Annotated in this window: 7 protein-coding genes; 3 read left to right on the forward strand and 4 right to left on the reverse strand. The window is 69.8% G+C overall.

Annotated features, from left to right (window positions below):
• Positions 1-51: 51 nt before the first annotated feature.
• The 3 genes from Srubr_RS16805 to Srubr_RS40780 are packed head-to-tail and all read right to left on the reverse strand — an operon-like array spanning position 52 to position 6,023.
• Positions 52-3,777, reverse strand: coding sequence for a pPIWI_RE_Z domain-containing protein (locus Srubr_RS16805; protein WP_189989313.1), 3,726 nt, complete (start codon positions 3,775-3,777; stop codon positions 52-54).
• Positions 3,770-4,963, reverse strand: a complete 1,194-nt coding sequence (locus Srubr_RS16810) for a pPIWI_RE_Y domain-containing protein (protein WP_189989315.1) — start codon at positions 4,961-4,963, stop codon at positions 3,770-3,772. Before Srubr_RS16810 ends, Srubr_RS16805 begins: the two co-directional genes overlap by 8 nt.
• Positions 4,956-6,023, reverse strand: a complete 1,068-nt coding sequence (locus Srubr_RS40780; protein ID WP_229926389.1) for a PD-(D/E)XK nuclease family protein — start codon at positions 6,021-6,023, stop codon at positions 4,956-4,958. The genes Srubr_RS16810 and Srubr_RS40780 overlap by 8 nt, the downstream gene beginning before the upstream one ends.
• Positions 6,024-6,895: 872 nt before the next feature.
• On the opposite strand from Srubr_RS40780, the gene Srubr_RS16820 reads away from it, so the two are divergent.
• Positions 6,896-8,365, forward strand: coding sequence for a serine/threonine-protein kinase (locus Srubr_RS16820; protein WP_189989317.1), 1,470 nt, complete (start codon positions 6,896-6,898; stop codon positions 8,363-8,365).
• A 136-nt stretch (positions 8,366-8,501) separates the two neighbouring features.
• Here the strand turns inward: Srubr_RS16820 and Srubr_RS16825 are convergent, their stop codons facing one another.
• On the reverse strand, positions 8,502-10,544 hold the full coding sequence (locus tag Srubr_RS16825) for an N-6 DNA methylase (RefSeq protein WP_229926390.1): 2,043 nt from the start codon (positions 10,542-10,544) through the stop codon (positions 8,502-8,504).
• Between the two features lie 243 nt (positions 10,545-10,787).
• On the opposite strand from Srubr_RS16825, the gene Srubr_RS16830 reads away from it, so the two are divergent.
• Positions 10,788-11,726: a serine/threonine-protein kinase gene (locus Srubr_RS16830; RefSeq protein WP_189989319.1), complete on the forward strand. Its 939-nt coding sequence runs from the start codon at positions 10,788-10,790 to the stop codon at positions 11,724-11,726.
• A 91-nt stretch (positions 11,727-11,817) separates the two neighbouring features.
• The gene (locus tag Srubr_RS16835; protein WP_189989321.1) at positions 11,818-13,299 is read left to right on the forward strand and encodes a serine/threonine-protein kinase; all 1,482 of its coding nucleotides are present in this window, start codon (positions 11,818-11,820) and stop codon (positions 13,297-13,299) included.
• The last annotated feature ends 131 nt before the right edge of the window (positions 13,300-13,430 follow it).

Here is a 13,430-nt window from a genome sequence, read left to right on the forward strand (position 1 = left end):
CGGAAAGCTCAGCGGGTGGATCCGTCGGCTCCCTGCTGAGCGGCTACAGCGTCACCGGGGTGGGTCCTCGCGGGTCTGTACGCCGATGCCGCACAGGGCCTCGTACAGGGGCTGGTAGAGCAGCCTGACCAGTGCGGGGTCAGATGGGTCTGGAAACCTTCCCGGGTCGATGCCTGGGGCGAAGTAGGGAGCCAATACGTCCCGCAACCTGACCAGCAGGCCGGGATCGTCGAGCCAACGAGGGAGTCGCCCCGACGAGAGCCTCCGAGTCCGTTCGGAGGCAAGCCGAGGGGCGAACGCGGCATCGACGAACACGACACGCGCCGGCACGCCGCCGCGTACCAGACGGCCGATCACCTGCCAGATGGTGACCAACTGGTCCCACGCGAAAGAGGTCTTCTCCTTGTCGGACAACGCTGAGTAGATGTAGCGCCGCGACAGCAGATGCCGCCATACCGCGCGGGCGGTCGCCCGGAAGGCGCCACCCGCTGCGTTGAGGCCCCCGGCCTTGCTTACCAGCTCGCCGAAGGTGCCCTGATCAAGTCCGGGCTGGTTACGTGCGAAGCGCGTGGCCCAGTCGTTGACGGCGAAGACAGCGAGGGACAGGTCGTCGGGGCGCGGATGCGGGCGGGCAAGGAAGAACACCGTCCCGAACGCGGCTACCCGCTCCTCGCCCGGACGCTGCGGTGCCGTGAGGATGTTGTGTCCGCGTTCGATGGCCAACAGTGGGGCCACTAGCAGTTCGGCGTCCGGATCATCGGCGAAGGAGGCGAGGTCGCCACGCCGCACGGCGCCCGCCCGGGGGCCTTGAGTGGCAGCCGGGGCCTCGCCGTCGACTGCCGCCTCCAGCTCGGCGTCGTCCGCGACGAGCACGCGGACCCGCCCCCGCCAGCGCGGGATCTCGTCCAGGCAGTCGGCTGCCACCGATGCCTCCCGGTAGCTGCCCACGAGGAGCAGCGCACGGCGGCGCCGTTCGTCTGCGATCTGCGCGAGTTCACGCTGGAGCGGGCCCGCACTGCCGTCGCGGCGGGGTCGTGCCAGCCGGTGTACGAGCATGCGCAGAACATCGTCGCGTTTGTCGGGGTCCTGTCCGGACAGGCGGATCGGGCGCCCCGCGTCGTCGTACTGGAACTCTGTGCGGAATACGGTGTCCCGGATGGAGCGGAGTGCCTGTGGTTGTGGCTTGAGCACCGCTCGCACAGGGGCGAGCACGTGGGCACGGGTCGAGGTGCCTGCCCAGCTGGTGCCCGACATCAGCAGCACATGTGGTCCGTTCACGTCGTGTTCCGGGTCGGCGCCGAGCTGCGGAAGGGAGAGAAGGAGTTCCCGGCCCACTCCGGCGCACCGGAAAAAGCGCAGGGTCCCGGTGCGCCGACCGTCGCGCTCTGTCCCCGTATCCCGCTCCTCAATCAGGTACTGAAAGCCGATCACGTTCCCCATGGGGGCCTCGGGCAGCAGGGGGGCGTAGTCGAGGGGCGGTCGCCGGGTGAGGTCGTGTCCCCCCGGATCGAGCCGCAGGGCCGCCTCGACTTGGGGCCACAAGAAAGTGACACGGTCCAGGCGCTGGTGGAGCGCGGCGAGGATGAGGGTGAACTCCAGTCGGCGTGCGTTTGCTTCCAGCCAGGCATCCGTCAGGGGGACGTCTTCAGGGGCAGTCTTCCCCTGGGCGCCAGATGCCTGAGCCGGCCTCTGGTCCGGGCCCGGTGCACCGTCGAGAAGGTCCTCCAGCAGGCCGCGAACTCGGCGACGGGTGTGCCTCTCGTTGAGTGTGTGCAGCAGATCCTGTGCGAGGTCGGCCATCGCGTCCGCGGCCGTGCCGTGCGGCCCTCGATCACCGAGCGGGTCGTCGCGGAAGGTGTCGAAAAGCTTGGTCACCTCGTCGCGGCGGGCGGCCCACGGGTCGCCGACCGCAGCAGGGGCGTCACCTGTCCCTGTGTCCAGGCCCTCGTCGTCACCGTAGAGGTCGGCCTCGTCCTCGATGTCGTATTCGCCGTCGGCCTCCCCCTCTCTCCGTGCAGGCGGGTACCAGGCGTGGAGCAGCTTCTCCTGAAGGGTCCAGGCGCTGAAATAGTCGATCTGCACCCACTTCCGCAGCTTCGCGTCCCCGATGAGTATGGCGTACAGCCGGTCGGCTGCGGAGCCTACGACATCCAGGGCGGCGGAGAAGCGTTCGACGTCCTGGTCGGACAGCTGGAGGCGACCCTGCCGGGCCAGCTCCGCGATCTCGTGCGTCTGCAGCTGGTCCAGCCAGGATTCGAGCCCCTTCGTTACCAGAGTGGCCGAGGGTGCGAACATTTGGTCGAGTTGCATCTGCACCCGGTCGGCCTCGTCCACGATCACGATGTCGCTCCGCAGACAGGCCAGCTCCAGGTAGCGCAGCCGCTCGGCGTTGAGCTGGCGTGGCACCGGGGTCTGGACGAGACTCGCCGGGTTGGCCACCCAGATGAGCGCGTCCACGAGGTCCCTGGCCGCGGAGTGGCGGGGACAGGCGCTCCAGAGTGGGCAAGCGTGCGGGTCCCGGAGCTCCTCCAGGTCCGAGCCGTCGCCGAAGTCCTCGGAGCCACTGTCGTCGGGGCGTTCGCCGCGGGCTCGGGCGAGTTCCCGGGTGATCCTGGCGGCCGTGGACTCGTCCTTCCCGTCCTGCTGACGGACCGGGTGGAGGCTGCCGCACGGTGCGTCCGCGTAGCGCAGGGGTGCGGCCGAGTCGAGGACGCGCAGGGCATCCAGGGGACACGCGGTGCTCAGATGGGTGAACGCAGAGCTGGTGTGGGTGAGCAGGGAGTGTCCGCCGCGGCTGGCGAGCCGACGGTGGAGCCGCTGAGTGTGCTGCTGCCGGGTGGTGCCGCCCTGGACGATCGCCGCGCGCAGACCGAGTCCGCGGAACAGTGCGGTCAGCGCCAGCTGTTCCGCGACGTCACCGACGACGAGCGTCGTACGCAGGCCCTTGCGGTGCGCCCACACCGCGAGCAGCGTCATCAGGGTCGATTTTCCGGCGCCGACCATTCCCACGAGGTGCGTGAGTTGGTCGAGCGGCAGAGCGTCGGCCTTCTCGAACCCTGTTCCGTCGGCGGTGCGGGTGTCCAGTTCCAGTCGCGACAGGCGCTCGGCCCAGTTGCCCGGCTTCAGACCGCGCGTGCGCTCCGCCTCATCCATCCACTGTGCGATCCCCGCGAGTTCGGCGAGGGACACGTTCAACCGCGTCGATCGGCCAGGGCGTCCGGCGCCGAGGTCGTGACCCGATGGCGGATCGAGAACCAGGTCGGCCGACAGCGTGACGGATGTATACCTGCGGCGGTCCACTAAACGGTACGTGCCCTCGCTCGCCTGCGGAAGCGGATTGCTGGCGTAGTCGGGTAGCCGGCTCAGAGCGGTGTCGTACACCTCGAAGCGGTGTGCGGCCACGGGCGGACTGACGCGCCGGGCAGGACCGCCGCCGGGCGGGACACGGTAGCCACGCAGCCGCTCCGGCAGGTCGAGATAGGCCTCCAGGCTCTGCTGCCAGACGCGGTGGCGGCGCATGGGCCACAGCAGGTGACGGGCAGCGGTCAGCGCCAGTTCGTCGGCGGGGCGGGTGACGAGTCCGGCGGCTCGGGCGAAGGGGTAGCCGCCGAGGAGCACCCAGGTGCCATCGACGGAGAGGCCCGGATCGAGAGTTTCCAGCAGACGCAGGCCCAGTTCGACCTGACACAGAAGCGCGGGCTTCGTTCCCGCGTGTTCCTGCGGCCAGGGGCCGAAGTCCTTGACGAGCTGCTGGTACCAGCCGTTGCGATCACGCACCTTTTGCTCCTGCTCCTTCTGCTTCCGCGGTCGACGGAGCGATACGAGCCTCGGGCCCTCGCTCGCCACGCAACCGAAACCGCGCCGCCTTCACTAGCTGTTCGTCCGTCAGCAGCCGCAGGCCGCCGGCGGACGCCGGGCGCTCCTGGTCGAAAACGTCGAGATAGTCCCGCCGCGTGCGCACCCGGAACCGCGGTACCACCCAGCAGGCCTCGTGGTAGGGCGGCTCCGGTCGGACGGGCTCCGCAGTGCTGCCGAGCAGCCCGGGAAACGCCCAGTCCTTGACGTCGACGGCCCACACGTACCCGTCGGGAAAGGTGATCCTCAGGTCGTACGCGTCGAACCCTGGCCACATCTCCACGCCTAGTCCCAGGTCTCGTAGGGCCTGTTCCAGCTCGGTCTCCGCCCTGCCGGGGCCGGTCACGAACTGTCTGAGGGGCCTGCGCAGTTGGCGCAGCTCACCGGTTTCGGCCGGGTCGAGCAGGCGGCCGTGCGGTGCGTCTCCTTCATGCCGGCACTGGTCCCGTTCGCACCACCAACCGCCTCCGGCCAGCGGTGTGAGTAGGGTCAGGCACCGCCCGCAGGTGAGGTAGGAGCCGTCCCTACGGTGACTGGCGGGCACCGGCGCATAGATCTCCTCGATCAGGAACCTCACCGGATCGAGGAACAGGTCCGTGCTGACGTCGGACCACTCGGCCTCGGTGAGCACAGGGCGGTCGACGAGCAGGCGGCGGAACGCCGTGTACGACTCGGGGGACGAGGCGTCGCGGCATGCCCGCATGGCTTCATGGACGACAAGTCGGTCGTACTGGCGAGCGGTGCTGCCGCCGCGCCCCTCGACGGCCAGTTCCTGGCAGAGCTGTGTCGGCTCCCCCGAGTCCTCGTCGATCAGCCGGTCGTCGCCGGTGAAGAGCCCGTCGGGTAGCCGGTCGAGCGGCCAGCTGCCCAGCGGCCGTGTGCGGCACCACCGGACCATCTCGGGCACCCCGGCCGGCGGACGTGCGCCGTTGCGCAGGCACTGCAGCACGAGCGCGTCCAGGGCCCTCTGGGCATCGGCCGGATAAGGCAGCCTGAAGGAGTCGAGCCGGGTAACCGCGTCGAGCCGAACGACGGCGGTCGCGACATCACGCAGCAGAACGACGTCCGGGTTGGCAAGCCAGTCAGGAAGATGCGGTCGATCAGTCATGCGGGTTCCCTCGATCGGGGTCCCAGGCCGACGCATCCTCCAGCGTGCCGGTGGCACGCGGATGATCGGCCGTGTAGGCGGTGCCGGGACCGCACCAGGTGCGTGCCTGGCAGCCGTGGCAGTGCCGCCCCGTCCTGGGTTCGTACGACGTGTCGTTCAGCAGGGGCTGGGCGATCTCGGCGATGACCTCGCGGGCCTCTGTGACGGTCTCCGGATGGGCAGGGTCGATACGTTCCAGGCGACTGAGGCCCCGGTCAGCTCGCAGGTGCTCCAGCTCGATCCAGGAACGCCGCGCCCCGGTGCCGACGGCTCCGGCGGAGAACAGCAGTACCGCCAGCGCGAGCTGTGGATATGACCGCAGGAGGGACCGCCCCTCCCACAGAGGCCGGGAGGAGGTCTTGGTCTCCCGCCAGATCCACCGGCCGCGGAAGGTGTACAGGAGGTCGGGCACGGCCAGGACGACGACGTCGAGTTCAGGGACGTAGGCGGTCACCGTGTGCTGCACAAGCACCTGCTCCTCGGGGGCGATCCCGTCCAGAGGGCACAGCGCGCGGTGCTCGTCGAGCATCCGGGCGGCCTCCCACGCCGACGGACCGTCCAGGTTGTACTCCCCTGCCACCTCGAATTCGTCGGGGCGGGGCAGGCTCCGGCACGTGCGCGCAGGGCGTACGGAGTGCCGCTTGTTCAGCCAGTCGTCGACGGCCCGGCCCCGGCGTGCGCCGTCGCCCTCCTCGGCCAGGTTGTCGAGGTGGAGCCGTCGGACCAAGTGGTACTGGGCCGGGCACTCGCCGTACAGGCGCAGGTCCCAGGCGGACAGAGAGCGCCGTTTGTGGGCCTGCGTCGAAGGCGTGCCTCCCCACAGATCCGGGGTCCTGCGCAGCGCGGTGCACCGGCTGATGCCCTTGCACTCGACGCAGCTCTCGCCGGGTCGCGTGCCGGTCCCGGTGGCCACATGGTGGAAGACAGGTGCGGTGTCGGCGGTAAAGCGCTCCGCCGCCTGCGCGGACCTCCAGTCCAGCAGCAGGGTGGCACTGCCGTCCGCGCACCCGAAGTCGAACACGCGCACCCGGTCCGGTGGACGCCCGGGGTTGGTCGGCGCCTCAGGCGGAGCGACACGGGCTCGGCGCCGAGGAGTCTCCTCGCCTTTGGCCATGACATGGGCGATGGCAGCCTTCTCCGCCGCTGGACGGTCTTCCTTGGCTCTACCCAGCGACGGAATCCAGAGCTCCCTGAGGGAGCCGTCCGCGGACGCGTAGGGTCGGCCCCAGACGGTGTGCTCGTACTGCCGTGCCCCACGTGCGTCGGGCACCTCCCGCCGGGCGGTGCGCACCGTCCATCCCGACCGGACCGGCGCGGTCGATGGCAGCCCTGCCGCCCTGGCCTGCGACTGCTCACGCTCACGGGCGACGGCATACCGTTCCAGCGCCTGCGCTGTCCACTCCAGCAGGGCCGGATGCACGACTGCGCCACGTCCGCGGAATACCCCACGAGTACTGCGGAGTTCGGCGAGCACCCGCCCAAGTGGCCACCCTTCGTGTTCCCAGAGGTCGAGCGCGGCGAACAGGGGCCCGAACGCGAACTCCTCGCGTGGTGCGGGGCGAAACGGTGTGGGCGGATCCGCGGTGACCATCGGCCGCACGGCGGTCCGCAGGTGGGATGGGCAGGCGGCGGGAGCCGGACGGGCGTGTCTGGGGCTCACTTTGATCAGCCATCCGTGCCCTGCGGTTCCCGGCGGATTCTGCATTGATTCCCCCTGGTGAGGACAGCGCGAGCGATCGAGGACAGGGCTCAGCCGGAACGCAGGCAACGCTCCAGCGTGCACTTCACAATGCCATAAATCTGTGAACTAAGTCCATAGACGAAACGATCCACTTCCGTTTCACGCTACGCTGAGATGCACCAAGTGGTGCAGGCGTACGGAGGGGCGCAGTGGTGGACAGCGGTTCACAGGAGTTCCGCGCGGGCGAAGTGGTCGAGGGTCGCTACGAGTTGGCCGAGTCGATCGGCAAGGGCGGCATGGCGCAGGTGTGGCGTGCCGCAGACCGCGAAACCGGTCTCGACGTAGCGGTGAAGTTCCTCCGCCCTGACTCAGAGGACCTGCGCCAGCTCGACACCCTCGCGCGGCAGGAGGAACTCGACGTGCTCCGTGCCCGATTCCGGCGCGAGACAATGCTCCTGGGCAGGCTGGACCACCCGGGCATCCCGGAGCTCTATGGGCACGGGTCGCACCGGGGAATGCCGTACATGGCGATGCGCCACGTCCCCGGTGTGAACCTGCACAAGTTCCTCGGCGAGCACGGCCCGCTCACGCTCACCGTGGCCGCCGCCGTCGCGGCGCAGGTGGCGGACGCCCTGGCCTGCGCGCACACGCTGCCCGTGGTGCACCGGGACCTCAAGCCGCAGAACATCATGATCTCGGACGACGGTGTCGCCGTCCTCATCGACTTCGGCATCGCCAAGCCCTTGGGAATGGGCGTCACTCAGTACACACGGCACGGCTCGACACTGGGGAGCCGCGGCTACCAGGCGCCAGAGCAGATCCTGGAGAAGGAGCCCACCACTCGCACCGACGTCTACTGCTTCGGTTGTGTCTGCTACGAGCTCTTCGTCGGCCGACCACCTTTCGTCGCCGACGGGACGAAGGGCATGGTCGAGCAGCACCTGCACGACGACCCTCTGCCCCTCGCGGTCCACGCCGCCGGAATTCCCGGCTCCCTGGACGACCTTGTGCTCCGGATGCTCGCCAAGGCCCCCGAGCGCCGGCCGACCGTCGAAGAGGTCCGAGAGGTCCTGGCCGCGCTGACGCCACGCCCTGGTGATCCCGAACCGCGTCCGCGGCTGAAGCGCGATCCCACGGCGCCCTTCCGGCTCCCGCGGGAGCGGCCGATCCGTCGGCAGCCGCCCGCTCCCTCGCCGTCCGCTCCCGCGGCTCACGACGAGTGGCTCGACGCGCGTGCCGTCGAGAAGCTGTGCGACGAGGCTCAGCGGGAGATTCACGACGGCGACCCAGACCACGCAGTACGTCGGCTTGAAGGGCTCGCAGAACGGGCGCGCGACGAGTGGGGATCACGGCGGCCGTTGGTCCGCCGGGTCTGGGAGCTTACGGCGGAGGGCCTGCGCCTGGCCGGGGAGTGCGGCCCGGCCGCCCGCTTCTACGAGAGCATCGCGAGCGAACTCGTGCACGGCGACGGTCCCGAGGAACGGGCGTGCCGGGCGGTGCTGCGGCTGCGGGCGGCCGAGTGCCGGCTCGCGTTCGGCGAGATCGAGGAGGCGATCGCCGCTGTGGAGGCGGCAGGCCACGTGGCGGCCGGGCTGCCCGCCTCACTGGCGGCGCGCGTGGAGGAGGTACGCCGCGAGGTCGACCTCGACGTCACCGAACGGCTCGCCGGTCCGGAGTCCTGAAACCGGGATACGGCCGGACCCCCTCGGGCGAGGACAGGCATCCGGCCCTCGGGGCTCGGCAAGACCACGCGCCGTAAGCCGAAACTAGCCTGATCGCCGAGGTCCGAGGCTGCGCACCGCCCGGCCCGGCGCCTTGTCATGCCTCGGCAGTCATCCGCCCGGCGGCCAGCTCATCAGCGAGGTCGCGAACGAGTCCGGTTCCGAGGGTGTGCAGTTGTCTGACGGTCTTCTCGAAGTCCGCCACCTGCCGGAAAACCTCACCGTAACGCCGCTGTTCCGCCAGGCCGATCTGGCGGACCTGCAGTTTGCGGACGTCCACGCGCGAGGAACTCGACGCGTGGGTACCGGCCTGGCGAGCGTTGGCAGGAGCCCGCAGCGATCCCGCGAGGAACCAGGCGTCGAGTTGGTCCGGATGCACCGTGAGCGCGTACAGCTGGGGCCCGAGGGCCGTCGGCGGGCCGTCGTGGACCCAGGCGGCGAAAGCCCTCGCCACACCGACCACGATGACATCCCCCGGTTGCGCGAGGACAGCTGCTGTCGCCTCGGCATCCGCCCGGGTCAGCCAGCCATGGGGCTCACCGTCCATCAGCAGGTCGGGCACCGTCAGCAGGGGAACGCCGTCGTCGGCAGGCCGACCTTCACAAACCGTCCCCTCCGTCGGCTGCTGCCCTCCGCGCAGAGTGAGTGCTTCCGCGCGGGCAAGTTCACCCACGGTCGTGGTCGGCTGTGCACCGGCCTCGCCGCCGGCGAATTCGAGGGAGGACAAGTGCCCGCCCGTGTCCCCGAGAGCGGCCACTAGCCGGTCGAATTCCTTCCACGATTCCGCCCGTTGGGAGCCGACTGCGGACGGCGGCGGCGTGATGTGACGCCCGGGCGTCAGATCGACTTCGTCGTCGAGAAGGTCGATGACCGGTAGCGAGGTGACGAACTGCGGCCGCGTGTCTGCCCGCTCGCCCGGTTGACCTGCCGCGCCGAGCGCCGACCGGACGAACGCGGCGAGTGCTCCCCAGTCGGGTACGGCATCGTGTGCGGACGTCCTCGGAAAGCGGGAAGCGGCGTCGACGAGCAGTAGCTCCCCAGAGCCCTGCGGACCTGAGCCGAACCGAGGCATGTACAGCACCCACAACTGGAGCGAGACGCTGTGTGGTGCCGCACAGCCCGGGGGCAGAGCCACGACGGCCCGCAACAGCCCGGAGCGCAGCAGCGACCCCCTAATCCTCCTGCCCGCCCTGCGAGAGGCCACCGCCGGCGGCAGGAGAACCACCGCGGCACCACCCGGTTCCAAGCGGGCGACACAGTGCTGCACCCAGGCGAGTTCGGGTTCGGTGCGGGGTGGCATCCCGTGCACCCAACGCGCGTCTGTAGCGAGTTCCTCATAACCCCAGTCCCGCTCGTTGAACGGGGGGTTGCACAGCACCACGTCCGCTCGGACATCGGCCAGGGGATCCGCGCGCAGCGAATCCGCGGACCGGACATCCGCCGTGATGGACCCCTCGGCGGTTCGGGACAGCAAAGCGAGACGGGCGTCCGCCAGTGCGGCCAGCACCGGGTCGCGGTCGCAGCCGAGCAGGGTGACCGGCGCGTGGGCGGCGGCGGCCGCGGCGAGCAGGTGCCCCGTACCACACCCGGGGTCGAGCACGGTGTGGATGTCGCCGTGCCCGCCGGCGTCCGCGCCCAACCGCACCCCCTGGGCGAGATCGACCATGAGCGCGGCGAGCGGTTCTGGCGTTGTGCTGATCTGCCGTACGTTGGCGTCGAGCCAGCGCCGCAGCAGGAACTCGAAGGCGTCCGACGGGCCCTCACGCCGCCCGAGATTCGCCGCCTTCTGCGCCAACTCGCGCGCCTCGGCAGAGAGATGTATGCCCACAGGTCCGTGTGCGTCGCCGCTCATGAGGCGGCCCGCGGCCGCGATGGCGAAGCCTGTGGCATCACGGCCACCCAGCGCCTCGAACTGCGGCCAGAGCCACTCGCGCTCCGCGGCTTTCTTCAACTTGCCATTGTCACGCAGCCATGCCTCGATCTCGGTCAGTGAGAATTGTGGGCTCACGTCCGTGCCGCCGATACGGGCGGGAAACGACTCGTGCCGACGGCGCCAGTTACTTACGGCGGCACGTCCCACACCAGCAAGCCGCGCGATTTCGGCCAAGGTTACTGGCACGGCGGGCGTCGTCGACACCATGGATCTCCCTGGCACTCCGATGAAAAACGACCATTCGACTTCCTAGGTGCTCAAAACAAGCCACCCTGCCCCGCCCTGCCTGTCAGGCTACTACGCCCGTTGACTTTGTTCACAGTCCGCAAAGCGCCGAATCGGATGGCATCTGGCCATACGATCGCTCCTTACGGAGTCCACCACACGCGGCGGACGAGGTCGTGGAAGACCACGGTCGGCAGTCTTCGGCGGAGTAGGAGAGGGAAGGCCATGCCCACCCCACACAAAGGCCCCGTGCTCGGGGAGCGTTACCGCCTGGAGCGCCCGCTCGGCCGGGGCAGCATGGGACGCGTCTGGGAGGGGCGTGACCTGCGGCTGGGGCGCCGGGTCGCCGTCAAGACGGTCATCGTGGATCCCGAGGCCGACCCTGACGACCAGGAGCGTTTCCGACGCCGCTTCGACCGTGAGGCCAGGGCCGCCGCGGCACTGGACAGTGCCAATGTCGCGACCGTATTCGACGCGGGCGTCACTGACGGCGAGCACTGGCTCGTGATGCAGCTCGTGGAGGGGGCAACGCTGGGTGAAGCACTGGACGAGCGCGGGCCGCTCGACGTGCACTCGGCCGCCGCCACAGGGGCCCAGATCTGTGCCGGTCTGGCCGCGGCGCATGCGGCGGGGCTCGTGCACCGCGATCTCAAACCCGAGAACGTCATGATCCGCCGCGACGGCGTCGTGAAGATCCTCGACTTCGGGCTGGTGAAGCTGGTGGCGGACAACGGCCCCACTCTCACGGCGACCGGGCAGCAACCAGGCAACCTCCTGTACGCCTCCCCCGAGCTGCTGTCCGGGGAACCGCCTCTGGACGGCCGCAGTGACCTCTACAGCGTCGGCTGCCTGCTGCACCACCTGTTGGCAGGCGCCCCTCCGTTCCCGCCCGGCGCGCCCATGGCCGTGCTGCACCGGCACCTGAACCAGCCCCCGCCCGCACTATCGGACCTCGGTGTGGACGTGCCGGACCGCCTGCAGGCGCTGCTCTTCTCACTCATGGCCAAGGAACGTGACGACCGCCCCGGCTCGGCGGCCGATGTCTACACCGCCCTCGGCCCCTGGCTGCCCGCCTCCTCGGCGGGGCTCTCGGCGGCGCACCGGTTCGGCCCCGAGGACCCCGCCCGTCCGTTCGTCCTGCCGCAGGGTCCTTACCCACTGTGATGCGGCCGCTACGTGCGCAGTTGCCCGGGGCAAGTGAGAAGATGCCGGGAGAGGGCGCACGCACAGACGGGACTCAGGGGGCCGAAGAGGCGTGGGAACAGTCATCCGGGAGCGTTACGAACTCGGCGACCGCCTCGGGCGTGGCGGTATGGGGGAGGTCTGGGCGGCCAGAGATCTTCAGCTGGACCGGGTGGTCGCGGTGAAGCTCCTACGCTCCAAGGGGGAGGGCGGAGGCCAGGACGGGGGCCTCACCCGCCTTGAGCGCCGTTTCGCGCGAGAGGCGCAGCTCACGGCCCGGATCGGGCACCCTGGCGTACCGGCGGTGTTCGAGACCGGCCGTCACGACGGCGAGACGTTGTACATCGCCATGGAACTCGTCGACGGGCAGACCCTGTCCGCCCGTCTCCGCGCACAGGGCCCACTCCCCGTCCGGCTGGCCGCGCTCGTGGCCGTGCAGACCGCCGATGTCCTGGCACACGCCCACCGCATCGGCGTCGTCCACCGCGATCTGAAGCCGTCGAACCTCATGCTCACGGGGAACAACACCGTCAAGGTCCTCGACTTCGGGATCGCATCCGCCCTGGAACCCGACCCGGACGAGCCACGACTCACGGGGACAAACGAGGTCCCCGGGACCCCGGGCTTCATCTCTCCTGAACAGGGCCTGGGCGAGCCTGCGACCACGCGGAGTGATCTCTACGCGCTGGGCTGCGTACTGTACGAGGCATTGACCGGGCGGCCTCCATTCGAGATCGCGCCGGGCGCGTCGCCCTTCTTCCTGGTCTACAAGCACATCCAGGACAAGCCCCGCCCGGTGAGTGAGCTGCGGCCCGGCGTCCCGCACATCTTCGCCGATCTCGTGATGCGCCTGCTGGCGAAGGATCCGGGGGATCGCCCTTCGGTACAGGAAGTGCAGACGGTGGCCCGGGCATGGACCGAGCAGCAGCCACCCCTGATCACCGATGCCCCGTCGGCTCTGCCCCGCCCCGCATCCGCTGCCGATGACGCGGATCCCCCTTCCGCAGCCTCCCTCACCGAGGAACTCCGCCGGCTCTCCGGGCGCGGCGAACACGCGGCGGCCGCAGCGCTCATCGACTCGCATCTGCGCAGGACACGGCGCCCCGTGGACGACCCCGAGCTCCTGCCGCTGCGGCTCACCCGCTGCGAGCTGCTGTTGTCCTGCGAGGACTTCACGCAGGCGTACGACAGTTACTTCCAGCTGGGTGGGGCGCTGCGCCGAAGCCGCCCCGCCACCGACCGGGACGTCCTCGCCTGCCGGGCGGGGGCGGCCAAGTGCCTGGCCGAGCTCGGCCGCACCACGGAGGCCCTGCACGAGTTCGAGGCGATGTTGCCGGTGCAGCAGCATGCTTTCGGCGCCACCGACGGCAGGGTCTTCGACACCCGGTATGAGATCGCCTCGCTCGTGGCACGCGGCGGACAGGTTCGCCCCGCTCGCGACCAGCTGGCCGCACTCCGGGACGACCAGCGGCGCGTCCTTCCTGCGAGCGACCAACGGCACACCAAGGTCGAGGAGCTCATCGCCCGCTTTGATCAGTTCCTCGCCGCCACCTGAGGCATGCGTGAACTATGTTCACACACACCTAAGCTCTGTTACGCTCCCCTTCTCAGAGCCCGCGCCAAGTGTTCCGAATTGCGTAGGCTCAGCGCCGTACGTACAGGGCGCGTACCGGCAAGGGAAAGGGA

Origin of the sequence: Streptomyces rubradiris, assembly GCF_016860525.1 — a bacterium.
GTDB classification, from domain to species: Bacteria; Actinomycetota; Actinomycetes; order Streptomycetales; family Streptomycetaceae; genus Streptomyces; species Streptomyces rubradiris.

Excerpts from the sequence above, each read along its gene's own strand:
- Srubr_RS16810 (WP_189989315.1), bottom strand. The coding sequence starts at position 4,963 with ATGACTGATCGACCGCATCTTCCTGACTGGCTTGCCAACCCGGACGTC.
- Srubr_RS16825 (WP_229926390.1), bottom strand. The coding sequence starts at position 10,544 with ATGGTGTCGACGACGCCCGCCGTGCCAGTAACCTTGGCCGAAATCGCG.
- Srubr_RS16830 (WP_189989319.1), top strand. The coding sequence starts at position 10,788 with ATGCCCACCCCACACAAAGGCCCCGTGCTCGGGGAGCGTTACCGCCTG.